Genomic DNA, 24,476 nt, shown 5'->3' on the forward strand with positions numbered 1-24,476 from the left:
ATCTGTCATTTCTTATCCTCCTCTCCCGGAACAATTACTTCTTTGATCTGTGGCTCCGATACATTACCAACTACTACAGGCTCTTTCTCGGGAACCTTGATATCGGAAGGCTTTACCACATCTGCCTTAGCTTCTATTGGCTTAACAACCTCAGCCTTTGCCTCTGCCTTTTCTTTTGCAAGAAGCTCTTCCTTAACCTTCTTGGGATCCTTGATCTCCACATCACTGCAGCAACCGCCGACACCAAACTTGGAAGTATCCTTGCCCTTCTTCTCCAGATTGAACTTAACCTGATTCATTATTGCAATCAGAACTGCAAGAACAATGAATGCACCTGCCTGCTGAATAAAAATACGAATCGGCTGATACTGACTGAAGAAATATCCTACAGGTCCGGGAACAACACTGCCCTCACCAAATACCTGTACATCAAACATTGTGCCGCCACCGATAAACTCACGGAAAAGACCGATAACTGTGATAGCGCAGGTAAAGCCAAGTCCCATTCCTATTCCATCGAAAAACGAAGGAACAACATTGTGTTTGGAAGCATAAGCCTCTGCTCTACCGAAAATAATACAGTTAACAACGATAAGCGGAATGTATACGCCCAGTGCCTGATACATAACCGGAACATAAGCCTGCATAACAAGCTGAACCAGAGTAACGAACGAAGCAATTACAACGATGAATGCAGGGATACGAACGGTATCCGGAATCACTTTTCTAAGGAGTGATATAACCGCATTACTGAGTGCTAAAACGAATGTTGTTGCAAGTCCCATGGTTACGCCGTTTATAGCGGAAGTCGTAACTGCAAGCGTGGGACACATTCCGATCATGAGAACCAGTGTAGGATTCTCAACTATAAGTCCATTCAGGAAGCGCTCGATAGGAGTGTCCTGTGTAAAGCCCAAGGCTCCTTTTTTCTCTTCACTCATACGAACCTCCTTAACCGTTAAGAGCAGCCTGGAAATATGCAACAGCTGCATTTACGCCGTAAGTAACCGCTTTAGATGTGATTGTTGCACCTGAAATAGCTGCTATCTCACTATCTGAAGAAGCTGCATTTTTAGTAACAGAAAACTGAGTTGCCGGTTTTCCCGGGAACTGAGGTACAAGTACCTTCTCAGCATTCATTCCAAGACCCGGAGTCTCATTTATGGAAATAAGTGAAATGCCGTTAACCACGGATTCATTTGTTATACCAACCGTGAAGACAATCTTATCTCCGTATCCACCGCTTGTAACCTGAACGACATATCCAAGACCGTTACCGGAACCGTCAACTGCTTTTTTTACACTGTTGATCTCTATCTTGCTGTAATCGGGACCGCTGAGTACCGAAGTAGCTGTAGCTTCATCAAGATCAACATCCTCGAAATTAGCTGCATCAGGGAAAACTGCCTGATTAGCTTTAATCTGTGCAAGCTCATTCTGATATGCTATCGGATCCTTCGTAATCTGATAAACAAATCCGAGAGAAACACCTGCAACAAGAGTGATTATGAAAAGAATGAGTGCATTTTTCAGCATAGTTTTTACATCTGTCATGCTTTTTTCTCCTCCTTCTTTTCTACGGGTCTGATACCGAAGGCTCTCGGAATTGTGTACTTCTCGATGAGCGGAACGATCAGATTACCGATGATGATTGCATATGAAACACCCTCTGCGGAAGCTCCGAATACACGGAAAATTCCGGTAAGTACTCCGAGGAACACTCCATAAATATATTTTCCTTTTGTAGTTATGGGACTCGTTACATAGTCGGTAGCCATGAAAAACGCACCAAGCATAAGTCCGCCACCTGCAAGCTGTGCGGAAATATATGTGCCGTTTAATCCATGTCCTCCGAAAATGATAACGAACAGTACAAAGGAAGCAATGTATGTTCCGGGAATCTTTAAATCAATGATTCCAAGCATAATAAGAATACATGCACCTATCACTATCGCAATCATTGATGTCTCACCGATTGTACCGGGGATTTTACCAATGATCATATCGATAACGGTAACCTCTTCTCCTGCCTTAAGAGCAGCAAGAGGTGTGGGTGATGTATAAGTATCCGTTGCAAAATTGGTCATAAGTGCCGGGAATGATATAAGCAAAAAGCATCTTGCAGCAAGGGCAGGATTCATGAAGTTCTGTCCAAGACCTCCAAAGAGCATCTTTACAACAAGAATCGCAAACACGCCACCGACGATGGGAAGCCACCAGGGAGCTGTGCAAGGCAGGTTCATTCCAAGGAGCAGACCTGTAACAACTGCAGAAAAATCACCTATAGTGATTTTCTTATTCATTATCTTTTCATAGCAGAACTCGGTAGCGACAGTGGAGAATACCGAAATCAAAAGTATTATCAGGGCGTCGATACCGAAATTATAAATGCCAAAACCGGCAGCCGGAAGAAGTGCGATGACAACCCACATCATTATGTTTGAAGTTGTCACACCGGACCGAACATGCGGATTTGACGAAACTTTCATCATATCGCTCATTGTTTTTTCCTTTCTGTTACTTCTTCCTCTTTCCAAGTTGAATCTTACGCATACCCTTGATCAGCTGTGTGAGCTGTCTTCTTGCGGGGCAGATATAACTGCAGCATCCGCATTCGCAGCATTCCATGCCATACTCGGCAAGGAATTTTTCTTCCTGACCATTCTCAACATCATCCGCAAGATTCTTGGGGATGAGTCTCTCGGGACATACATCCACACATTTAGCACAGTTAATGCAGGCACTGGGCTCAATTGCGGAAACAGCATCCTCAGTAAGACAGGTAAGCGCTGAAGCAGTCTTGGTTGTGGGAACATCAAGGTCAAACAGTGCAAATCCCATCATGGGTCCGCCTGAAATGATCTTAGCCGGAGTTCTTACAAATCCGCCTGCATCATCCAGAAGTTCTCTGTAGTTTGTTCCGATTCTGACCTTATAGTTGCGGGGATCAGCTACTGCATCTCCCGTGATGGTAACTATTCTCTCCATCAGAGGTCGTCCCTCGGTAACAGCTCTGCTTACCGCACACAGAGTATCAACATTATCTACAATACATCCGGCATCTGCGGGAAGCATTGAAGAATTGATTTCTCTCTTTGTGCAAGCATATATGAGCATACGTTCAGCACCTTCAGGGTATTTTGTCTGAAGGGCTTTTACCATGATCTTATCGTCATCTTTGGTAAGCTCACGGAATTTTGCTATACAATCCGGCTTGTTATCCTCGATTGCAAGAATACCTCGCGCATTCGGGAAAAGCGAAACCGCAATTCTAAGACCGCTGAGAAGGAGCTCGGGTTCCTCAACCATACGACGATAGTCACTGGTAAGGTACGGCTCACATTCAGAGCAGTTTGCAATTACATACTCGATTTTTTCAGGTTCTTTTGGAGATAATTTGACAGCAGTAGGGAATCCGGCACCACCCATTCCGACAACACCGGCCTCTCTTATGAGGTCAATCTTTTCCTGCGTGGTAAGTTCCTCCAAGGGTTTGGTAGGAAGCATCTCGCCTTCCTCGTAGAGACCGTCATTTTCAACGATAATGCTGTCGCACATACCGCCGGTAGCCAGTCTTCTCTTCTCAATTCCCTTGACTGTTCCTGATACAGTTGCATAGATTGGTGCTGAGACGAAGCCTCCTGCTTCAGCAATCTTCTGTCCCACCAGTACATGATCGCCCTTCTCAACGATAGGCTTAGCAGGTGCCCCGATATGCTGAGATACCGGATAGACAAGATCACCCTTTGGCAGGACTTCCTTGATGGGCTTATCCTTAGAAAGCTCTTTGCCTTCGTAAGGATGAACTCCCCCCACAAAAGTTAATTTAGCCATTTCCTACCCTTTCTTTTATTGCCATATAAGGCTAATTTTTGCCCAGAAAAATATTACTTAAAAATGGAAAAATAAATAGAAAAACGCCCCCACCCCAAATAATGTTATTCTGAACGAATAAAATACTGAATTTATTATACTACAATTATTTGGAATTAGTCAGATTTTAATAAGAAATATACTCATTTATTTTCACTATTTGTGTGCTACAATGAAAATGTTTATAGTTTTTCTAAAATTTACGGAGTATTGGTATGAAAATAGTTAATGAAAAAATAGAAAATACTGCAGATAGATACCCGCTTGGCAGGATTTGTGATAATCCTGCAGATATTCTTTTTTTAGATATAGAGACCACAGGTCTTTCTCCGAAAAACAGTGTCATTTATCTCATAGGTTGTGCTTACTACAAAGAAGGAACCTGGCAGCTCCGTCAGTTCTTCGCCGATAAGCGCGGTGAGGAAGACGAACTTTTAAAAGCGTTTCTCGCATTTGCAAAGGGCTTTAAGGTTCTGTTACATTTCAACGGTGACAGATTTGATCTGCGTTTTATCAAGTTCAAATGCGAAAGGTTCCATCTCGAGGACACTCTCGAAACCGCAAAATCCATTGATATTTATAAGAGAGTTGCTCCATATAAAAACATTCTCGGAGTACCTGACTGCAAGCAGAAAACAATCGAGTTATTCCTGGGTATCGACAGAACCGATGTCTATACCGGCGGCGAACTTATAAGTGTATACAAGGATTATCTTATTTCACAGAGCGAGCGCTCCTATGAACTTTTGCTGCTTCATAACGCAGATGATGTCCGCGGTATGTTTGCGCTACTGCCTGCTCTTTACTATCACGATCTTTTCCAAAAGCTGATAAACCAGAAGGTTATTCTGTTCAATACAGATGCTCCGGTATTTCCTGAGGTACGCACAGGGTTCCTGGTTGATGAAGGTTCGGAGAATGAAAATCCCGATGCTGTGATAGACCTGCCTATTCGCGCAATGAAAGTCCAGGCAAACTATTATAAGGACATTGACGGAACAAAAAAGGAAGAGATACTTATGAAAATATCTCTTCCCGATACTCTTCCTTCTTCTGTAGGAGCATCCTATAAAGGCTGCTACTTCAAGGCTGAAGGCGACACTGCCACTCTTCGTATTCCGCTCCTTGAAGCTGAGCTAAAATTCTTCTACAACAATTACAAGGATTATTATTATCTTCCCGCTGAAGATCAGGCACTGCATAAGTCTGTCGCACAGTTTGTTGATAAGACTCACAGGGTTCAGGCAACCGCAGCTAACTGCTATACCAGAAAACCCGGGCAGTATCTGAAGGAATGGGATGCCATTTTCTCGCCTGTATTCAAATGGGACTACAATGATAAGACCATGTATTTCGAATTGACCGATGCACTAAAACAGAGCCGCGCCGCTATGAGCTTATATGCGGTGCATGTGCTGGGGCATATAATTGCGAATGCGTAGCCCCTCATCCGTCAGCTTCGCTGACACCTTCCCCCAAAGGGGGAAGGCTTTTTTGTTTTTATGCCTTCCCCTTGGGGGGAAGGTGCCCAAAGGGCGGATGAGGGGAAGGCTTTTTATTGAAGTGCCTGCTCGATGTCTGCGATAAGGTCTTCCTTATCTTCAAGTCCGCAGCTGATTCTAATAAGTCCTGCAGGGATTCCGGCTGCTTCGAGCTGCTCATCTGTAAGCTGTCTGTGTGTTGAAGTTGCCGGATTGAGACAGCAGGTTCTCGCATCTGCAACATGCGTCTCAATAGCACAAAGCTTTAATTTGCCCATGAATGCTTCGGCTGCAGTTCTTCCGCCTTCAATTTCGAAGGATACAACTCCGCATCCGCCGTTACCCATGTACTTCATAGCTCTGTCATAATAAGGATCAGATTTAAGTCCGGGGTAGTTTACTTTAACTACCTTGGGGTGTTTTTCAAGGAACTCTGCAACAGCTGTTCCATTCTCAACGTGACGAGGCATACGAACATGAAGTGACTCGAGTCCGAGATTCAAGTAGAATGCATGCTGAGGAGACTGGATACTTCCGAGATCTCTCATAAGCTGTGTTGTAGCTTTAGTAATGAAAGCACCTTCTTTACCAAACTTCTCTGCATAAATAATACCGTGATAAGATTCGTCGGGAGTTGTAAGTCCGGGGAACTTGTCTGCATGTGCCATCCAATCAAATTTTCCGGAATCAATAATAGCTCCGCCGACCGCAGCTCCATGACCATCCATATACTTGGTTGTGGAATGTGTAACGATATCAGCACCCCACTCAATAGGTCTGCAGTTAACAGGTGTAGGGAATGTATTGTCTACAATAAGCGGAACGCCATGCTCATGTGCTGCCTTCGCGAATTTCTCAATATCCAAAACGGTGAGCGCAGGATTAGCTATTGTCTCACCGAATACAACCTTGGTATTGTCCTGAAAAGCAGCGTTCAGCTCTTCCTCAGTACAATCAGGGTCAACAAAGGTAACCGTGATTCCCATCTTTGCCATTGTTACAGCGATGAGATTAAAAGTGCCGCCGTAAATTGAAGCAGAGGATACAATGTGATCTCCCGCTTCACAGATGTTGAACAGTGCGAAAAAGTTTGCTGCCTGTCCGGAGGAAGTGAGCATTGCTGCTGTTCCGCCCTCAAGCTCAGCAATTTTTGCTGCTACATAATCATTTGTAGGGTTCTGAAGTCTTGTGTAAAAATAGCCGGAAGCCTCGAGATCAAACAGTTTTCCCATATCACTGCTGGTGTCATACTTAAAAGTAGTAGACTGAACAATCGGAATCTGTCTGGGCTCTCCGTTAGTCGGAGTATATCCTCCCTGAACACATTTAGTGTTTAACTTGTAATTTTTCATAACTCCTCCTTATGTATAAAATTCATTTATTCACATATCAAAGTGTTCTGCCGCCCTTAAACCAGAAAATTATGGAAAGAATAGCAAGAACCAATGTAGCCACAACAAGAAGCGCCTCAATAAGAAGCGGGATCTTCCACTTAAGTTTTAACTCTTTTATTTTAATCTCCTGATTATCCGGCCAGGAAATTACAAGAATCGCACCGAGAATACCACTCAGTGTCAGAGTTGTAGCCCCGATTATAATGAATTTATCCAGCATATTTTCACACCCGAAATTATACTACTTCAATAAGCTCTATCTTGAAATTGAGTTCTTTTCCCGCCATCTCATGGTTGGCATCAAAAGTGACAGTCTTCTCATCCTTAGCTGTTACCTTAACCGGGATCGGCCTTCCATACATATCCTGTAGGTAAACCTGCTGATCTACGGTAAGTTCCTCTGAGCCCGGCATCTCTGCGATTTCCACAGTGAAAACAGCCTCAGGGTCAAACTCGCCATAAGCTTCTTCAGGCATAAGATGTACATCAACAGTCTCGCCTACTTCCATATTTGCAACAGCTTCGTCAAAGCCACGGATCATCATGCCTGAACCACAGATAAACTGGAGCGGCTCACCTCTGTCATAGGAAGAATCAAACTGTGTGCCGTCATTAAATGTGCCCTTGTAATGTGTGCGGCAAATCTTACCGACATTTTTACCCTCTATCGGAGGCTGAGAGCTGCATCCGCTGCAGCCGCCGCAGCCGCCTTCGTGTCCGCACATAGACTCCTCTTCTTCGCCGCAGTCATGGCTACCGCAGTGGCCACCTTCTTCGTGAGAACCACAGGAGTGTTCCTCACCGTGATGATCTCCGCAAGTATGTCCTTCGCCGTGATGGTCACAGTTTACACCTGTGCTTTCAAGTTCTCCTCTAAGATAAGCCTCTACCGCTTCATCAGCATTTCCCTGTGCCCCTGCGCAAAGCTCAATTCCGCATTCATCAAGAGCAGCCTTAGCGCCACCACCGATACCTCCACAGATGAGTACGTCAATGTCGTTGTTGCCAAGAAGTCCAGCAAGGGCACCATGTCCCTGTCCGTTTGAACCGATTACTTCTGAGGACTTAATTTTTCCATCCTCTACTTCATAGATTTTGAACTCTTCTGTATGTCCAAAGTGCTGAAACACTTCACCATTGTCATAAGTTACTGCAATTCTCATTGTATTACCTCCTAAAACTATGTTACGCCAAGCGTGTATATTCCCGGCAGAACGTCGAACAATAATCACGTTCGACACTTACTCAAAACTTTCTACATTATAGCAGTAAAAGCACATTATTTCTATGAGAAAAAGCAGTTATTGCAATTTTGCATCAGTTCACTGTTTGATAAAGAATCCTTTATGGCAATTCTGTAAAATCCTTCCTCAAGGCCTTTGAAGTTTGAACAATCTCTAATAAGGAGACCTTTTGATAATAATTTTTCATATAAATTGTTATTACTTTTGATAAGAAGATAATTTGTATCGGAAGGATATACTCTAATTCCTTTTTCAGAAAAAAACTTTATGAGTTTTTCTCTCTCTTCTTTAATCAGCGCTTTGGATTCTTCTTCGAAGTTTGTATCAAGCAAACTGTTTGCGCAGGCTATCCCTGCCTTCTGTGCGAGTATAGACATATTCCACTCAGGCAAACACTGTTTTAGTCTTGAAATGTTTTGTTCGCTCGAAATAGCATATCCGATACGCACTCCGGGAATTGAGAACAGCTTGGTATAAGCGCTAATAATATATAGGTCATGTGATCTATCAAGATATTTTACAGCGCTCGCCGCTCCTGTTGAAAGGTGCAAAAAACATTCATCAACTATAATGCTTGTGTGAGTTTCATTACATTTGTTGATAATGCCTTCCAGTACGTCATCTCTAATGCATCTGCCTGTTGGATTATTCGGATTTGCCAGAATTACAGCATCTGTATCATTTGTAATATTCTTTATAAAATCATCCTTGAGCTCAAATTGTTCTTCCGGCTTTAAAAGATATTCGTCTACAATTATCCTACCCGTAGCCTGTCCAGTATTATCATCTTTGCTATTCACGATATTCTCTGAATTATTCTCTGTGCTATTAAGTGCCTTCAAGGCATGTCTGTATCCGTAAAAGCTTGGAATAGGAAGAAGAACTTTCTTAGGCTGCAGCATCTTAATAATTGCAAGTATAAGTTCTGATGCCCCGTTACCACCAATGATCATATCAGGAGAAATATTCAAGTTCTTCGATTCATTATTTGCATTATTCTTTGTGCGGGTTAGGCTGGCTTCCTCTGCAAGATATTTATTCTCTGCTTCTGCCACCTTCTCCCTAAATTCTCTTTGCGTTATATCAGGGTATTGATCCACCTCTCTTATAGCATCTTGCAATGCCTGTCTAACAGAATCCGGGCATGGATTGGGATTCAAATTTACCGAGAAGTCATATTCTATTTCTTTGTCGTATATTTCTCCGCCGTGAAGCACTTATTTCTCCTGTTTCATTTTTCAACTATATATAACGGCCATAAATAAAATCAGCATGACTGCACACAAAACTTCAGTAATATACATCAGTTTACATGCGCGTCTGATATCCCTTCGTTCAATTTCACGAATGGGATCACCAATGAAAGGCTTTTTTACAAGCTTCCCAAAATAATAGGCATCACCGGCGAGCTGTACTCCCAGTGCACCGGCGCAGACACTTTCTGCCTGAGCTGAATTGGGACTCTTGTGATTGTATCTGTCTCTTCTGAAAATTCTAAATGCTCGCTTTCCTGAATAGATACCGGGCTCGATGAAAACCGAAGCAATAAATGTTGAAGCTATCATTAGAACAGCGCAAATTCTTGCAGGAATGAAATTCAAAACATCATCTGTTTTGGCTGCTGCTTTCCCAAAGTACTCATATTTGTCGTTATGGTAACCCACCATTGAGTCCATTGTGTTAACAGCTTTATAGAAAAAACCAAGGACAGGTCCGCCAATAAAGGTATAGATTAGCGGCGCAATGACTCCATCCGAAGCATTCTCTGCAACAGTCTCAACGGCAGCTCTGATAATTCCGGGTTCATCAAGGTTCTTGGTATCTCTTCCAACTATCATTGAAACTGCATATCGCGCATCCTCTATGGTTCCGTCCTGTAATGCTTCAGCTACCTTGAGGCTTTCGACCTTAAGGCTTTTTGCCGCAAGAATATAACAGGTGAGTATGGCTTCTATTATCAAGCCAAGATATATGCTGATAAAATAAGACGCAAATATAATTATTCCTGTAGTCAGAACTGTAGTTGCCGTAACGCATATTACAAGAAGTATACCTCCCCTAAATTCCGCACTATGCTTTCTCTTCTCAACATTTCTAAGTTGAGCTTTGCTTTCTAAACTGCTATGTTCTTGATTTCTTTGCGCAAGATTAAGTTTTCGATCAAGAAAGCTTATAAAACTACCAATTAGTCTGATCGGATGAGGAAAATTCATGGGATCACCGATTATCCTATCGAGTATTACACCAAGGCCAAAAGCGATGATGTGCGCAAGTATTATGCTTTTTATATCCAATGAAAAATTCATTAATCAATCAGCTCCAAATCGAAAAAATTGCCAGTGCTACTGTAAGCAGACACTCCCCTGTTACTACAAAATATCCGGAAGTATCACCGGTGATTCCTCCAAAAGTTTTATCGCAAAATCTTTTGTAATAAAAAGTATAGAGTAAAATTATTGCAGCACAAATCGGTGCTGCTATTGTCTTTTTGACCCCCATCAAGAGAATTGCTGCCAAAGTCTCAAATATAAGGAAGATGAAATCTCCATTTCCTGCTCTCCCTGATTCCATGTTTAACATACTATCCTTTTTTGCATTTTGAATTTTTACACAGGTAATTCCGCAAATACCGCGAACCAGCGAAAAAACTATCGCATAAATATAAATCATTTTGAAGTTATCTGTCTGCAGAGCTCTGTAAACAACATAATAAAGTGAACATATCCAGATGAGTCCAAGTCCTACAAGACTGATAACAGCGAAGGCTCCAATATGAGGGTCCTTCATTATCTCAAGTTTCTTTTCCTTCGACTGATATGACTTTATTGCATCCTGGACATCCATGAATCCGTCCAGGTGAAAACCGCCGGTAACAAAAATTGGGATCAAAGTCAAAATAAGAGTAATGACCATACATGGCAATTCAAATAATATGCTGAGTCTTACAGCTGCGTAGCATATTCCACCAATCACCGCTCCGACAAGCGGCAGAAATGTTATCACATGCTCCATGTCCTTTTCATTCCAGGTAAACATAGGCATAGGAATTCTGGAATACATTGAAAATGCAATTATTATACTTTTTAAAATGCTCAATTATGTGTCCACCTTTCGTCTACAAATTCGTAGACTTCATCCGCATATTTTTTCAGGTCATTGTTAACCAAATATATTAGGCGCGTATACCTCTTTGTATCTTCATCATAGCCTTCGCCTTCAAGAGGAAAACTGTTGGATACGATGACCAGATTCTTTACACTTTTCCCAAAAGCTTTTACGGACTGCGTTATGTATTTTACAAACTCATCATCTGAAAGCTTACTATTATCATCTGAGTGCATCTCATTTCCAACAAGGTTTGACATGCATTCAAGCAGGCAGGTGTCCTGCGATTGAGGATGGATGCCACTCATGTTTTCAGTTTTGGTGCTGTTATCAGAATACACAGAAAAATCCTCTATCAGGCTTTGAATTTTCACCGGGCATTCAATGGTTTCAAAGCCCTTTCCTGCACGGAGTTTTCTGTGCTTTTCAACACGCTTTTTCCCTTCTTCTCCAAATGGAATCATGGTCGCTATATAAATTTTTCGCCCATCACCGGCTAGTCTGACAGTAATTTCTTCAGCTTTAGCAGATTTGCCGCTGTCGGGAATTCCTAAAACAAATACAATCATATTCAAAACCTTTTATATTCGTCTATCTCATAATCGCTGAATTTGGCAGCGTATTTATAAAAATCAAAAACCATATCGATAAGCGGAAACAGCATAAGTGCACCGGTGCCTTCACCGAGGGCCATATTTCCTTCGATGTAGGGCCTTAGTCCAAGTTCCTGAAGAGCCAGTAAGCATCCTGATTCTCTTCCGGCATGTGATGCAATCATGTAATCTTTCACACCGGGAATCAGTCTCTTGGCAATAAGAGCTGCGGTCGCACTGATTAGTCCATCAATAACAATAGGTATATGGTAGATAGCGCCTCCGATAAAAGTTCCTGTCAAAGCCGCTATATCAAGCCCCCCAAGATTTCTCAATATTTCCAAAGTTCTATTCTTATCTTTATAGTTCTTCGAATCTATATTACTAATACTTTTGTGATCATTCGAATATTCCAAATCATTATTCAAAATAATCCCATTGAAATATTTATCTATAGCTGTTTTTATTACCTGCCTTTTTCTGGAGAGTCCATCATCATCAAGCCCTGCTCCTCTGCCGGTAATGATGTCACTATCAATATTTAAAAGGCATGCCAAAACTGCAGCTGAGGTTGTAGTATTTCCGATTCCCATTTCTCCGGTGGAGATAATCCCATAACCCTGCTCCGAAAGTTCCTTCACAAGGTTGATTCCGCAGTCTATCGCCCTTAAAGTCTCATCCAAAGTCATCGCAGGTTCTTTAAAAAAATTACGAGTACCTTTTGAAATCTTCATGTCCCGGACTCCGGATATCTTTTCTTCACAGTCAATTCCGATATCCACAGGGATGATATCTACACCCGCGTGTCCCGCAAGTGTACATGCGGAACTGATTCCGCTTCCAAGCGCCTTTGCTACAGATAATGTTATATCCTTTGAACTCTGGGATATTCCTTCCTCAACTATACCGTTATCTGCACAGAAAATTACTGCAGCCCGCTTTGATATCACAGGTGTTTCCGTCGCCTGTATCGCAGCAATGCGGCATATCAGTTCTTCGAAGTCACCCAGGCCATCAAGAGGTTTTGAAATGTGGTCCCAGGAGGACTTGACAGAGTTGTAGATTGTGGCGGATGGCTTATTTATTTTTATATTTATAATATCTTCTTGCATTCTCATTAAGATCCCCTCATCCGTCTGCTGCGCAGACACCTTCCCCCAGTGGGGGAAGGCTATATGTCCTCCAAGGGGGATAGTTTTTAATATAGGAATTTCCTTATAAAGTCTTTGCAGGAAGGATAGTAAAGGTGTGCGAATCCTGCAAAAACGTTGTTCATTGTCTGGTAGCCTTTCCATGAACGGGTTCCGGAAGGCTTTACGATGTCGCAGATATCTCCGTTATCAGTCGTATCATAATAATGATATTCATGGCCGCGAACTGTACTTCCCACTTCAAGATAGGGATTGGCGCTTACAGCAGATACGTTCACATATCCAAAATGCGTTAGCTTACCTGTCATGTATGCTTCTCCGGGAAGGACATCTGCCATTTCAAAATTGTTACCATCAAGGTCTCTTAGACTGCTTTTCAGGTACAAAAACCCGCCGCATTCAGCAAGTATAGGCATTCCGGAAATTGCAGCTTTTTTTATACTCTCTTTAATGGTTCTGTTTTCTGAGAGTTCCTTTGCATACAATTCAGGATAGCCTCCTCCAAGGATCAATCTTGAAACCTCAGGGAGTTCCTTACCATGAATAGGTGAAAAGGACACAATCTCAGCTCCCATCTCGCGGAGGAGATCAAAGTTGTCTTCATAGTAAAAACAGAAGGCTTCATCCATTGCGACGCCGACTCTGATAGGTGTATTTGGTTTAGTCCCATAATTCTCCTCAGGACTAATTTTCAAAGCTTCAGCTTCCCGCGCTATTTTCATAAAAGCATCAAAATCAAACCGCTCTTCAAGCGCATCACATACACGATATATCTGAGAGAGTATTCCAGGAATCTCTGAAGGCATCACAAGTCCAAGATATCTGCTTCCTATTTCTATATCCTTAAGATCCGGAAGGTGTCCTATAACAGGTACACCGGTTTCCCGCAGAATCAACTCGGAAATCTCATCGCATAAATGATCAGAAATATTGTTAAGAAAAAAGCCTTTTATATTATTTGAGCTAATTCCAATATTGCTATCTCCGGCTACATCATTTAAACAATAATCACAAAATCCCTTAACCATCGGAAGAATCGATCTGCTCATACCCTTGCAGTCTACCACCAGAATCGCAGGAGTATCGGTAATTCTGCTGATGTCGTAAGATGATCCCTTCGCCGAGGTTGCACTCATTCCATCAAAATAGCCCATTACCCCTTCGATAATACTGATGTCATGTCCTTCCGAACCTTTGCAAAGTGCTCTGATTATCCCTTCTTCCTCCATGAGAAAAAGATCTATATTTCTGGAAGGAATACCAAGCACGGTTTTATGAAACATGGGATCGATATAGTCCGGACCACATTTAAAGGATGCGGGTTTATAACCTTTTCTTTCAAGCAGCCTTAAAATCGCACAGGTAATCAGAGTCTTACCGCTTCCGCTTTTAGGCGCACTTATAAGAATTCTTGGAAGATCTAAGTCATGGCTCATCAGCTTCTCTCCTTTTGGAGCGTAATAATATACACAGGATTAAGTGCATCAGACAGATGATAGTTCCCTGCCTTCTTAAACCTTGTAACTTGTACCTGAATAATGTCCGCACTTATATCCCGGACACGCCCCTTTAACTCCTCAAGTATTTGAATTACTTCCGAAAAGGTTTCCAGAGTTACACAGTTTATTACAATTCTGGCATACTCATTTTTCTCAAAAACAGCATCCAGAATCTCCCTCATGTTGCCGCTGCTTCCGCCTATAAATGCATGCGTCGGAGCATGAAGCTCTGTTAATGCCAAAGGCGCTTCACCCTTTACTATTTCCATATTTGAAAGCGCAAATTTCTCTTTATTTTCTTTTAAAAGAGAAACCGCCTCATCCTTTTTCTCTATGGAATAAACTTTTATCCCCGGTGCTGTCAAAGCTGCTTCAAGCGATATCGAACCTGTCCCTGCCCCGACATCATAAAGGATTGCTTTTTTTGTAAGTGCCAGCTTTCTCATCGAAAGAGCTCTTATCTCTTCCTTCGTCATCGGTACTTTCCCCCGAATAATCTCATCATCGGAAAGTCCTTTTATGACCGAAGAATCGGCTGCTTTTTTATCTCGTATATAGAGGAGGCACTTACCCTTTTCAAGTCCTTCCAAAGAGTCCAAATCAGCCTCATCTAAAATCTCAATTATCTGCTCGTTCTCTGACCCAAGCTTATAGCCTATCTTTATGACATATCTGTTCCGGCTATTATCTCCCCAAAGAAAAGCCTCATTAAGGATTCCTCTGCATATTTCAGCTGCATGTTCTACTCCGGAAGGCAAAATAATAAGTTCCTCTTCCCCTCGAATTGTTCCAAGGACATTGCACTCGCGGCCATGAGCGCTGACTATTCTGACATTCTCAAGGTGCAGTCCAAGCTTCTTAGCAAAAAGAGTTACAGAAGATATTCCCACTATGCGATGAAGATCATAGCCATGTTCAGCAAAAAATTCAGTCGATGAAGAAGCTCCGCTGCAAAGACTTATGTCACCTGAATAAGCCACGACCGGACATTTGAATTCAGGATGAGCCTTAAGATATTCGTGTATTTCCTCCCCTCTGTAAACAGGGACTTTAGGGCAATCATTTTTCTCAAGCCTTGAAATTACTGTCTTTGCGCCAAAAATGATGTCTGCCCTTTCAAGTGCATCATTTAATTCAAGCGTAAAATACTCAGGATCACCGGGTCCTACTCCGGCAAGAACTATTGTATTTTTATTTAACGAACTACTTTCAGTCAAAGCATACTGAGCTTTTAAATCAGGATTTTCTATCCCTATAATCCGGCTTATTTCACCGATAATACCCTCAAGATCGTAGCAATCTTCCGCTTCATTCTTACTTTCAGGATTCTTTATTACAACAGCTTTTATATTGCACTCCACTGCAGCTTCAAGCTTTTCGTCAAGGCCGCCTGTCTTCCCACTTTCCTTCGTAAGTATTACCGAGGCATGTACTTCTTCAAAAAGAGCTTTGTTCATAGTTTTTGAAAAAGGTCCCTGCATCGCAATTATCTGTTTGCCCGAAAGTCCGGCTGCCGTACACTTGGAGATACTATCCTCATTTGGAAGGACTCTCGCATATATTCGTGAAATATCGTCTATGCTTTCGCAGATCTTATTTAATTCCTTACTACCGGTCAAAAGAAGTATATTGCCATTTTCCTCTCGCAGTACTTCAAGTGCTTTATCAAGAGAATCCACATATAAAATATATGCCGATCCGGATGCATTTGTTCCGGTATTTCTCGAAAGTCTCAAATATGTAACCCCTGCATTTTCGCAGGCTTTTTTAATCTCTCCTGAAGCAATCGTAGCAAAGGGATGTGTCGCATCCACAACAATATTATAGGAATCTTTCGCAATGAGCTTCTCAATATCCTCTGCATTTTTCCTTCCCACAATAAGACTGTCCTCACCGTTTTCACGCAGTATCTCTTCTCCATACTGGGTTGCAACGCTGACGGCATGAGGGATATCCTCGCTTCGCAAATAATTCGACAGCTCTCTTCCTTCTGTAGTTCCGCCAAATAAAAGTATCTTATCCTTCACTCTTATATCCTCTTGAAGTTACCATCAAATCTTCAATCTTCTTCGTCGTTGAGTTGCCGATAAAAACTGTTGAAAACATATCCGCATCTGCAGATTTAAGTTCTGATATCGTCATTACTTTTTTCACTTCACCATCACGGCCAATATTTTTCACTATGCCGCAAATCCTGTCATGGGCCACAGTCTCAAGCAAAATATCGCAGGCATGAGATAAATATCCGCTCCGGCTCTTACTCTCCGGATTGTATAAAACAATTACCATATCGGCCTGAGCAGCAGATCTTAGCCTTTTTTCTATAAGTTCCATAGGTGTTAGCCTATCACTTAAACTGATAAGGCAAAAGTCGTGGATAAGCGGTGCTCCAAGGAGCGCAGCACCGCTAAGAGCTGCCGTTACTCCGGGAATAACCTCAAGTGATACATCGCTAAACTCCAAAGCCATGGAAACCGCAAGTCCTGCCATACCGTAGACGCCTGCATCTCCGCTGCATATAAGTGCAACCTTGCCACCCTCATTCGCCTTTTCAATAGCCATCCTCACGCGCTTTTCTTCAGTCATCATTGGCGTGCTTATGTATTCTTTGTCAGGGAAATGAGGTTGCACGAGATCGCAATATACCGTATAGCCGATTATGCAGTCACACTCCGTCAAAGCCCGCGTAGCCCTTATCGTCATATCTTCATAACTTCCGGGGCCAATCCCGACAATCTTTAATTCCTTAGTCATTCAGGTAATTCTCCCATAAAATTCAAATTCACTAATTCGTATAATTCAAAAATGTATCCATTATGCCGAGGGCAAGTGTCATACCGTCTCTGGCAGTCTTTTTAAGAATCAGCCTCTTACATCCGTAGGCCATAACCGCGCGCTCGCAGACATTATCAGCCCCGGTCACTTCAAGTGCAAACTCAGATGATGAAAAATCTCCTTGTTGTTCCATCAATTCAGTCGAAGAATACGTTATGAAAGGTATCGCAAGATTTTTCGATAGTTCCACCAGCCCCGGTTCATCCTTCTTTATATCTATTGAACATATCGCTTTTATAGCTCTGATATCTATGTTTTCCGTTTCAAGCATGCTCATTAAAAACGCGCTAAGTTCATCGGAAGATTTTCCTTTCCTGCATCCAATCCCCGCAGCGATGCATTTGGGAATCAATATGAGTGGTTCTTTATTATCACCGGAATTTTCTGATGCTTTTTGAGGAGATATGAAAAACTGTGGGCTTTCTGTTTTCCTTGTAAATTTGATATTCTCAGGAATTCCGTTCACATGTATTTCATCTTCGAACCTTTCATCAATGCTGTAAAAAGCTTTTCCTAATCTAAGAAAATCTGCTGTAAACTCCTTTGCCATCTTTATATCACTTATGGCCATGCCGTTCTTAGTAGCAAAGACGTCCACGGAAAATTCTCCCCTAAGGTCAGAGGCTGTGGTTATAACCGCCTTCGCTCCGATAAGCTCCGCAAGCCTTCTTGACGCATCAACTGCCCCTCCGATATGTCCTGATAATATCGGAATTACATACTTGCCCTGTTCATCAATCACGATGACTCCTGGGTCCTTAGTTTTATCATCTACGAATGGCGCAATAGCTCTCACAGCAATGCCGACTGCCCCGATGTATATCAGAATATTACCCTTTTGAAAAACACTCTCTGTCCATTCACCAAGGCTTAATTCCTTGTTAATCTGCCTTTCTCTTGTTTCAGCGCCCGAAAGCTTTTCTGCAATTTCCTGCATGATTCTTTTTCCGGCATCGGTAAAACATATGAATTTATATTCAGAAACCTCAATGCTTTCCATACATTTTTTCCTTGAGTTTTTTTATTACAGCGCCGTAGTTTTCTCTCTTATGAGGAAACGTACAATTTTTACAGTTCTTAGCGCCCTTATCGGTATAGGTGAATTCTCCGCCGCAATCCTCCATGTCATATAAAGGGCAATAGCAAAACATACAGTTGAAATCTTTTTCATCAAGATCATGACATGGATAATACTCGCACTCTTTGTTTATGAAATAACTCGAATGACGTACAGTATTATCTTCAGTCTCATTGCCCGGCAATGTACATTCGAGCTGCATTTTTACTGACTTATACATCTCATCCGTAAGTCCGTAAAGCTCCTTTAAAGCCCCTCTTTCAAGCACCTCTGTCGGCGAAGAACACTCCCCACGCCCATCGCTTTTAACCATAAGGATTCTGTCTGATATCTGCAGTGCAAGCTGCGGTTCATGGAGTGACATTATTATTGTTGTGCCTTGATCCGAAAGTCCTTCAAGTACATTCATCAGCTCCATCTTATGCTTTATATCAAGATAAGAAGTCGGTTCATCCATGATGAGATACTCCGGCTCCTGACATATTGCTCTTGCTATAAGTGCCCTTTGTTTCTGACCGTCGCTTAATGCGTTGTAATACTTTTCTTTAAGGCCATCAATTTTCATTAACGTCATTGATTTATCAGCAGCCGAATAATCCGTATCACTATATAGACCGAAACTGTCGCTGTAGGGAAGTCTTCCGGATAAAACCACATCTCTGCAGGTCATATGTTCCGGCTTTATTCTATCGGTGGTTACAATAGACATTTTCCTCGAAAGTTCTTTTAAAGGAATCCTGTCAATTGCATCCTCACCAATAAAAACACTTCCACCGAGGAGCTTTATCTGGCCCGAGATACTCTTTAACAGAGTTGACTTTCCGCCTCCGTTAGGACCTATCAGCGAAATGATCTCTCCTTTTTCAACCCCGATATTAAGGTCTTTCACTATTATATTTTTATGATATCCCGCTTTCAGGTTTTCAATTTTCATGATTTCTATGTCTCCTGATTATCATAAAAATAACTATTGGCGCTCCGAAAAGTGAAGTAACCGCAGAAATGTTGAGCTCTGTTGGCGCGAATATTCTTCTTGCCAATAAGTCACTTAATAGGCAAAAGATCGATCCCGACAAGAACGATGCAGGTATCAGAACTATTGGTTTTGACGACTTCAAGGACTCTCTCATCAAAAACGGAACAGCGATTCCGATAAACGAAACGGGCCCCGCAAAAGCTGTAACGCATGCCGACAATATGCTTGATAAGAGGATTATCACCACCCTGCAAAGTCTTACATTGACTCCCACACTTCTTGCATAATTCTCGCCAAGCCTGAAGGCATCAAGACTTTTCGAAAGCAGCATTACAAAAAACATGGATATACCAACTATTACAAGGCAGTATATTGCACCATTCATGTTTGCTCCGGAAAAGCTTCCCTGCGACCAGCTGTGAAGATTTACGATATCCGAATCATCCGCAAAGGCAATGAGAAAATCTGTAATCGCGCTGCAGATATATCCGATCATTATGCCGGCAGCAAGTAGCGATGCCATGTTCTTTACATTTCTCGATATCAGAATAATAAAACCGGTAGCTATGAGAGCCCCGGCAAATGCCGCAATTACAAGAAGCAGTGAGGATGTCTTTCCTGTGTTTCCTACTACAAAAATAAGAAACAGTGCAACCGTCATCTTGGCGCCTGAGGAGATTCCGAGAATATAAGGGCCCGCAATCGGATTTGAAAAATAAGTCTGCAAAAGGAAACCCGAAACAGCCAGACCGCCTCCCAGAATCATCGTCATAAGTGCTCTTGGAAGTCTGATATCCATTATTATGTTTTTGCTTTTTTCATCACCGCCTCCGGTAAAAATAATTTGTGCGATAGTTCGTAAGTCTACGTGAACATTTCCCACACAAAGATTTACCAGAAAAGCTGCAAGTACAAGAATAAATAAAATCACAAATACTGCAGCAATACGGCTGTTTGTCCTTTTATGCATCTATACCCTTTCGATACTCTGTCGAAAAATCCGCAGCATATAATCTGGACTTTTCGTAGCCCGACTGCGCAACTGATTTTCCTACAATAATAAGTGCTGTCTTTCTTATTCCATGTTCGTTCATCTTATCCGGCAGTTCCTTAAGCGAACATGTGAATTTATCTTCATCCTCCCAGGTTGCCTTATAGACGACGCCGCAGGGAGTGTCATTTGAAACTCCGCTTTTTATAAGTCTTTCCTGCAGTCTTCCTGCATCACCTGAGGATAGGAAAAATACCATTGTTGCACCGTGCTTTGAGAGTTCCTCAATAGATTCCTTCTCAGGTACCGGTGTCCTGCCATCCATCCTCGTTATGATCACACTCTGGGTAATTCCGGGAAGTGTGTATTCCATATTAAGGGCTGCTGCAGCACCGCAAAAAGAGCTGACACCCGGAGTAACATCATAATCAATATGAAGCTTTTCAAGTTCATCCATCTGTTCTCTGATTGCGCCGTAAATTGATGGGTCGCCGGTATGTAGCCTAACGACATCCAGCGAATTATTTTCAGCATTCTTGAAAATATCTATTACTTCTTCGAGATTCAATTTGCTGCTGTCATGTATCTCGCAGCCTTTCTTCGCATAGTTTAAAAGCTGCGGGTTTACAAGTGATCCGGCATAAATAATTACATCGGCTTCCTCTATAAATTTTTTACCCCGTAGGGTTATAAGATCCGGTGCTCCCGGGCCTGCGCCTACAAAATGAACCATGTTACCTCCATGCTTATTTATAAATCCACTCATCCGGCACTTCGTGCCACCTGTCTTCGCTCCGCTTCGGTCCGCGCTGAACCGACGTCCCCCGGACGTCGAGCGCCCCCAGAGGGGGAAGGCATTATATATTCCCAAAGGGGAAGGCGTTTAATAAATCTTTAAAATTGTCTGTTTGGACAAGCTCCGTGTTTTTGTTTGAAAAAACGATCACCTCGACCTGGATTCTGTTATCAGCCCAGGCTTCCATGTTCTCTTTTATTCTTCCAGCCATCTCGGGAAATACTTTGTCTGCTATACCGGCCTGAGTAATGATCCTTACTGCTTCATCGGTCATGACACACTCTGAAAGTTCTTTATCGAGGTTCATGTATTTCCTTGAAATATCAGCAAGTATCTCCATCCTGTGGTCGCCGTACTTGGAATGAGTATTTTTAATTCCTCCTGCGACCTTTACAAGTTTACCGATATGGCCTGCAAATATAAGCTTTTCAAAGCCTTCATCAAGAACGATGCGAACTGTATCATAAACAAAGTTGGAACTCATTACGGGAAGAGACTTATCAATTCCGTACTTTTCTTCAAGAAACGATAGTCCGTAATTTCCCGGGGCTGCAAGCAGTATAGGATATCCTTCTGCTTTTCTTACTCTGGTTTCAACCTTGATGGTTTCTATAATTGCATCATCACTCATAGGCTCCACTATTCCCGTGGTGCCAAGAATTGATATTCCGCCGGTTATTCCCAGTTTAGGATTGAAGGTTTTCTGAGCGAGCTCAGCACCTTTAGGAACCCTTATTATTACAGATAGTCCTGTATCTTTAAGTCCGTATTCTTCCAGGGTACTTTCCAGATTTTCTCTAATCATTTTCCTTGGTACGGAATTTATTGCAGCCTCGCCGATTTTTTGATCAAGCCCTGGTTTTGTAACTCTTCCTACTCCTTCGCCGCCGTCGATAGTTATTCCTGCTTCGCCTGTAAGAGTCACTTTTGAATAAATAAGCGCTCCCGTTGTAACATCAGGGTCATCGCCACCATCCTTTACAACGGCGCAGGATACGCTTTTTTCAGATCTTTCTATATCAAGTATTTCTGCGGTATAGACCGGGCCCTTAGGTGTCCTTATACTTACATTATTTATTTCTTTGTTTGTGAGAAGCATAATGAGGGCTGCCTTAGAGGCCGCGGCAGCGCAGCTTCCGGTGGTGAATCCGCATCTTAAATTTTTTCCGGCTTTTTCAATATATAGGTCAGGCATGGTCCCCTCATCCGGCACTTCGTGCCACCTTGTCTACGCTCCGCTTCGGTCCGCGCTGAACCGACGTCCCCCGGACGTCGAGCGCCCCCAAAGGGAAAGGCTTTAATTTATGTTATATAAGATAGAGTTGCAGATTGCGGCGGCGACGCCGCTGCCGCCCTTCCTTCCTCTGTTAACAATAAATGGAACATTGGAGTTTATAATAAGTTCCTTGGCTTCAACAACATTAACAAAGCCTACGGGAACGCCTATTATCAGTTCCGGTCTGAAATTTGCTGTTTCAGCATTCATTAGCTCCCACAGCTTAACAAGGGCCGTTGGAGCGTTGCCAATCGCAAATATCAAAGGCGCGTCTATCTTCGCTGCCTTTTCCATACTTACATAGGCTCTGGTAACCTGTCTTTGTTTTGCTTCAATAGCCACCTCTTCGTCAGCCATAAAACAGTGTAATTCACCGCCATACTTTGCAAGAGTCTTCTTACTTATTCCGGACAGCGCCATGTTTGTATCTGTGACAATATGCGCACCTCTCCTTATGGCGTCCTTTGCTTTTTCAATAACATTATATGAAAACATAAGGGTTTCAGCATACTCAAAATCTGCGGTAGTATGAATCACCCGAATTATTGTAGGTTCCAGCTCTTCGGGAAGTTTTCTCCCTGTTTCTTCCAGTTCACTTTTTATTATTCTAAAACTCTCCTTCTCAATGTCAGAAGGAAGTATATGTTTAATATTCATTATCTGTTTATCCCGATTGCATTATATATAAGCTTCCAGTCAAGGCTTTCTCTCAAAGCATCAGCAAGCCTGTTTAGTTCCCTATTCTGTCTGACATCAGCGGGTTCAATATTCGGAACTTTAGCAGTAATTCCTTTTTTCTCATATAGAATTTCAAGTATTTTTTCACCAAATTCAGGAGTATCAAAAATACCGTGGATGTAGGTTCCAAGCGCATTTTTACCTGTTGTAACCGGAGTATGCTCATCTATGACGGCTTTATTTTCATCCGCGGAATTTGGAGATAAATCATCTATAAAACTTTCACCCATGTGAATCTCATATCCGGAAATATCTGTTCCTGAAAGTCTTTCAAATATTCCGCTTAGTTTTCCTATTTTAGATTTAGTCTGCCTTAAAGTTTTGTCTTTTTTGAATTCAGTGAAAATCGGAAGAAGTCCAAGTCCTTCCTCATCGCCTCCTCCTTCTTCACCTGAGATGTCCCTGACGCATTTTCCAAGCATCTGAAATCCACCGCAAATTCCGATTATCGGAGCGCCATCGTTATGCTTTTCAATAATCTTATTTGCAAGACCTGACTCTTTTAACCATCTAAGATCAGCCAATGTATTTTTCGTTCCGGGTATGATCACAAGGTCACAGTCATCAATATCCTCCGGAGAATTTGCATATATAAGACTTACTTCCGGCAGGTCTTCAAACACTGAGAAATCTGTGTAATTACTTATAAAAGGAAGCCTTATCACGTAGATACATATCTTGCTCTCATCATCACTCTTTCTTTTCGAAATCTTAAGTCTCTCCGAGACGCTGTCTTCCTCATCGAGGTCAAGCGGGACAAACGGAACTATTCCTGCAAACGGAATGTCGCAGTATTTAGAAAACATGGTTAACCCCGGCTCCAGTAATGAAACATCCCCTCTGAATTTGTTTATTATCAGCCCTTTAATTCTGCTCTGTTCCTCGGGCGGCATAAGCTGAACTGTGCCAAGGAGCTGTGCAAAAACGCCTCCGGGATCAATATTTCCCGCAAGTAAAACCGGAGCATCAAGAATCTGCGCAAGTCCCATATTAACGATGTCGTTTTCTCTAAGATTTATCTCAACAGGACTTCCCGCTCCTTCAATAACTATTATGTCATTTTCAGAGGATAGTTTCTCGTATGCCGCCTTTATATCAGGAATAAACTGCGTCTTTTTCCGAAAATACTCAGCGGCCTTCATGTTCCCATAGGGAACTCCGTTCACAATTATCTGAGAGGTTGTATCCCCCATGGGTTTAAGTAATATGGGATTCATATCCGCAGAAGGACTTTTGCAAGACGCAGCAGCCTGAAGAGCCTGGGCTCTTCCAATTTCCTTACCATCTATTGTGACGAAGGAATTTAGCGCCATATTCTGGGATTTAAAAGGCGCAACACTAAAGCCGTCCTGATATAAAACTCTCAGGATTCCTGCTGTAAGTATGCTTTTTCCTGCTCCGGACATAGTGCCCTGGATCATTAGGTTCTTGGCCATGCTACCCCTC

23 protein-coding genes are annotated in these 24,476 nt (G+C 42.3%); 1 reads left to right on the forward strand and 22 read right to left on the reverse strand.

All coding sequences use genetic code 11. The features are described 5' to 3' along the window. Positions 1 to 5: 5 nt before the first annotated feature. The 4 genes from rsxE to rsxC are packed head-to-tail and all read right to left on the reverse strand — an operon-like array spanning position 6 to position 3,834. Complete coding sequence (rsxE, locus tag BLR42_RS05215) at positions 6 to 941, reverse strand: electron transport complex subunit RsxE (RefSeq protein WP_091867189.1); 936 nt, start codon at positions 939 to 941, stop codon at positions 6 to 8. 10 nt (positions 942 to 951) lie between these two features. Further along, the gene (locus tag BLR42_RS05220; RefSeq protein ID WP_091867191.1) at positions 952 to 1,554 is read right to left on the reverse strand and encodes an FMN-binding protein; all 603 of its coding nucleotides are present in this window, start codon (positions 1,552 to 1,554) and stop codon (positions 952 to 954) included. Beyond that, complete coding sequence (locus BLR42_RS05225) at positions 1,551 to 2,501, reverse strand: RnfABCDGE type electron transport complex subunit D (protein ID WP_026497619.1); 951 nt, start codon at positions 2,499 to 2,501, stop codon at positions 1,551 to 1,553. The genes BLR42_RS05220 and BLR42_RS05225 overlap by 4 nt, the downstream gene beginning before the upstream one ends. A gap of 16 nt (positions 2,502 to 2,517) precedes the next feature. After that, positions 2,518 to 3,834, reverse strand: coding sequence for an electron transport complex subunit RsxC (gene rsxC, locus BLR42_RS05230; RefSeq protein WP_091867193.1), 1,317 nt, complete (start codon positions 3,832 to 3,834; stop codon positions 2,518 to 2,520). A gap of 254 nt (positions 3,835 to 4,088) precedes the next feature. Here rsxC and BLR42_RS05235 point away from each other — a divergent pair, with 254 nt between their 5' ends. Beyond that, positions 4,089 to 5,315 (forward strand): ribonuclease H-like domain-containing protein, encoded by a 1,227-nt coding sequence (locus BLR42_RS05235; protein ID WP_091867195.1) that lies wholly within the window; start codon positions 4,089 to 4,091, stop codon positions 5,313 to 5,315. 113 nt (positions 5,316 to 5,428) lie between these two features. Here the strand turns inward: BLR42_RS05235 and BLR42_RS05240 are convergent, their stop codons facing one another. The 18 genes from BLR42_RS05240 to BLR42_RS05325 form a co-directional block, all read right to left on the reverse strand. Beyond that, positions 5,429 to 6,706, reverse strand: a complete 1,278-nt coding sequence (locus BLR42_RS05240) for an O-acetylhomoserine aminocarboxypropyltransferase/cysteine synthase family protein (protein ID WP_091867197.1) — start codon at positions 6,704 to 6,706, stop codon at positions 5,429 to 5,431. 37 nt (positions 6,707 to 6,743) lie between these two features. Next, positions 6,744 to 6,968, reverse strand: coding sequence for a hypothetical protein (locus tag BLR42_RS05245; RefSeq protein WP_026497622.1), 225 nt, complete (start codon positions 6,966 to 6,968; stop codon positions 6,744 to 6,746). Between the two features lie 16 nt (positions 6,969 to 6,984). Beyond that, entirely contained in the window at positions 6,985 to 7,911 is a 927-nt protein-coding gene (locus BLR42_RS05250) for an FKBP-type peptidyl-prolyl cis-trans isomerase (RefSeq protein ID WP_091867199.1), read from the reverse strand. A gap of 122 nt (positions 7,912 to 8,033) precedes the next feature. Then, a complete protein-coding gene (locus BLR42_RS05255; RefSeq protein WP_091867201.1) occupies positions 8,034 to 9,209 on the reverse strand; it encodes a pyridoxal phosphate-dependent aminotransferase in 1,176 nt (391 codons plus the stop codon). Between the two features lie 21 nt (positions 9,210 to 9,230). Then, positions 9,231 to 10,298, reverse strand: a complete 1,068-nt coding sequence (gene cbiB / locus BLR42_RS05260) for an adenosylcobinamide-phosphate synthase CbiB (protein WP_242879202.1) — start codon at positions 10,296 to 10,298, stop codon at positions 9,231 to 9,233. Positions 10,299 to 10,305: 7 nt separating this feature from the next. Beyond that, entirely contained in the window at positions 10,306 to 11,088 is a 783-nt protein-coding gene (locus BLR42_RS05265) for an adenosylcobinamide-GDP ribazoletransferase (RefSeq protein WP_091867204.1), read from the reverse strand. Beyond that, positions 11,085 to 11,666, reverse strand: coding sequence for a bifunctional adenosylcobinamide kinase/adenosylcobinamide-phosphate guanylyltransferase (locus BLR42_RS05270; protein WP_091867206.1), 582 nt, complete (start codon positions 11,664 to 11,666; stop codon positions 11,085 to 11,087). The genes BLR42_RS05265 and BLR42_RS05270 overlap by 4 nt, the downstream gene beginning before the upstream one ends. A 2-nt stretch (positions 11,667 to 11,668) precedes the next feature. Next, entirely contained in the window at positions 11,669 to 12,808 is a 1,140-nt protein-coding gene (locus BLR42_RS05275; protein ID WP_170832640.1) for a nicotinate-nucleotide--dimethylbenzimidazole phosphoribosyltransferase, read from the reverse strand. A gap of 80 nt (positions 12,809 to 12,888) precedes the next feature. After that, on the reverse strand, positions 12,889 to 14,277 hold the full coding sequence (locus tag BLR42_RS05280) for a cobyrinate a,c-diamide synthase (RefSeq protein WP_091867210.1): 1,389 nt from the start codon (positions 14,275 to 14,277) through the stop codon (positions 12,889 to 12,891). Next, a complete protein-coding gene (gene cobK / locus BLR42_RS05285; RefSeq protein WP_091867212.1) occupies positions 14,277 to 16,367 on the reverse strand; it encodes a precorrin-6A reductase in 2,091 nt (696 codons plus the stop codon). Before cobK ends, BLR42_RS05280 begins: the two co-directional genes overlap by 1 nt. After that, on the reverse strand, positions 16,357 to 17,094 hold the full coding sequence (gene cobJ, locus BLR42_RS05290; protein WP_091867214.1) for a precorrin-3B C(17)-methyltransferase: 738 nt from the start codon (positions 17,092 to 17,094) through the stop codon (positions 16,357 to 16,359). Before cobJ ends, cobK begins: the two co-directional genes overlap by 11 nt. Positions 17,095 to 17,125: 31 nt before the next feature. Next, positions 17,126 to 18,175 (reverse strand): cobalt-precorrin 5A hydrolase, encoded by a 1,050-nt coding sequence (locus tag BLR42_RS05295; RefSeq protein WP_091867216.1) that lies wholly within the window; start codon positions 18,173 to 18,175, stop codon positions 17,126 to 17,128. After that, entirely contained in the window at positions 18,162 to 19,187 is a 1,026-nt protein-coding gene (locus BLR42_RS05300) for an ATP-binding cassette domain-containing protein (protein WP_091867218.1), read from the reverse strand. Before BLR42_RS05300 ends, BLR42_RS05295 begins: the two co-directional genes overlap by 14 nt. Beyond that, on the reverse strand, positions 19,177 to 20,199 hold the full coding sequence (locus tag BLR42_RS05305; RefSeq protein WP_091867220.1) for a FecCD family ABC transporter permease: 1,023 nt from the start codon (positions 20,197 to 20,199) through the stop codon (positions 19,177 to 19,179). The genes BLR42_RS05300 and BLR42_RS05305 overlap by 11 nt, the downstream gene beginning before the upstream one ends. Beyond that, on the reverse strand, positions 20,192 to 20,953 hold the full coding sequence (gene cobM / locus BLR42_RS05310) for a precorrin-4 C(11)-methyltransferase (protein WP_091867222.1): 762 nt from the start codon (positions 20,951 to 20,953) through the stop codon (positions 20,192 to 20,194). The genes BLR42_RS05305 and cobM overlap by 8 nt, the downstream gene beginning before the upstream one ends. A gap of 124 nt (positions 20,954 to 21,077) precedes the next feature. Continuing rightward, positions 21,078 to 22,229 carry a cobalt-precorrin-5B (C(1))-methyltransferase CbiD gene (gene cbiD, locus BLR42_RS05315; protein WP_242879203.1) on the reverse strand — a complete coding sequence of 384 codons (1,152 nt, stop codon included), beginning with the start codon at positions 22,227 to 22,229 and terminating at the stop codon, positions 21,078 to 21,080. Between the two features lie 84 nt (positions 22,230 to 22,313). Beyond that, positions 22,314 to 22,949, reverse strand: a complete 636-nt coding sequence (locus tag BLR42_RS05320) for a precorrin-8X methylmutase (RefSeq protein WP_091867226.1) — start codon at positions 22,947 to 22,949, stop codon at positions 22,314 to 22,316. Next, positions 22,949 to 24,466, reverse strand: coding sequence for a cobyric acid synthase (locus BLR42_RS05325; RefSeq protein WP_091867228.1), 1,518 nt, complete (start codon positions 24,464 to 24,466; stop codon positions 22,949 to 22,951). Before BLR42_RS05325 ends, BLR42_RS05320 begins: the two co-directional genes overlap by 1 nt. Between the last annotated feature and the right edge of the window lie 10 nt (positions 24,467 to 24,476).

Source organism: Butyrivibrio sp. INlla16, from assembly GCF_900104155.1.
GTDB lineage: Bacteria > Bacillota > Clostridia > Lachnospirales > Lachnospiraceae > Butyrivibrio.

Coding starts and splice junctions, on each gene's coding strand:
- BLR42_RS05245 (WP_026497622.1), bottom strand. CDS start 6,968: ATGCTGGATAAATTCATTATAATCGGGGCTACAACTCTGACACTGAGT.
- BLR42_RS05325 (WP_091867228.1), bottom strand. CDS start 24,466: ATGGCCAAGAACCTAATGATCCAGGGCACTATGTCCGGAGCAGGAAAA.
- BLR42_RS05300 (WP_091867218.1), bottom strand. CDS start 19,187: ATGAAAATTGAAAACCTGAAAGCGGGATATCATAAAAATATAATAGTG.
- BLR42_RS05280 (WP_091867210.1), bottom strand. CDS start 14,277: ATGAGCCATGACTTAGATCTTCCAAGAATTCTTATAAGTGCGCCTAAA.
- cobJ (WP_091867214.1), bottom strand. CDS start 17,094: ATGACTAAGGAATTAAAGATTGTCGGGATTGGCCCCGGAAGTTATGAA.
- BLR42_RS05295 (WP_091867216.1), bottom strand. CDS start 18,175: ATGGAAAGCATTGAGGTTTCTGAATATAAATTCATATGTTTTACCGAT.
- rsxE (WP_091867189.1), bottom strand. CDS start 941: ATGAGTGAAGAGAAAAAAGGAGCCTTGGGCTTTACACAGGACACTCCT.
- BLR42_RS05275 (WP_170832640.1), bottom strand. CDS start 12,808: ATGAGAATGCAAGAAGATATTATAAATATAAAAATAAATAAGCCATCC.
- BLR42_RS05220 (WP_091867191.1), bottom strand. CDS start 1,554: ATGACAGATGTAAAAACTATGCTGAAAAATGCACTCATTCTTTTCATA.
- cbiB (WP_242879202.1), bottom strand. CDS start 10,298: ATGAATTTTTCATTGGATATAAAAAGCATAATACTTGCGCACATCATC.
- cobM (WP_091867222.1), bottom strand. CDS start 20,953: ATGGTTCATTTTGTAGGCGCAGGCCCGGGAGCACCGGATCTTATAACC.
- BLR42_RS05320 (WP_091867226.1), bottom strand. CDS start 22,949: ATGAATATTAAACATATACTTCCTTCTGACATTGAGAAGGAGAGTTTT.
- BLR42_RS05225 (WP_026497619.1), bottom strand. CDS start 2,501: ATGAGCGATATGATGAAAGTTTCGTCAAATCCGCATGTTCGGTCCGGT.
- BLR42_RS05240 (WP_091867197.1), bottom strand. CDS start 6,706: ATGAAAAATTACAAGTTAAACACTAAATGTGTTCAGGGAGGATATACT.
- BLR42_RS05250 (WP_091867199.1), bottom strand. CDS start 7,911: ATGAGAATTGCAGTAACTTATGACAATGGTGAAGTGTTTCAGCACTTT.
- BLR42_RS05270 (WP_091867206.1), bottom strand. CDS start 11,666: ATGATTGTATTTGTTTTAGGAATTCCCGACAGCGGCAAATCTGCTAAA.
- BLR42_RS05305 (WP_091867220.1), bottom strand. CDS start 20,199: ATGCATAAAAGGACAAACAGCCGTATTGCTGCAGTATTTGTGATTTTA.
- rsxC (WP_091867193.1), bottom strand. CDS start 3,834: ATGGCTAAATTAACTTTTGTGGGGGGAGTTCATCCTTACGAAGGCAAA.
- BLR42_RS05235 (WP_091867195.1), top strand. CDS start 4,089: ATGAAAATAGTTAATGAAAAAATAGAAAATACTGCAGATAGATACCCG.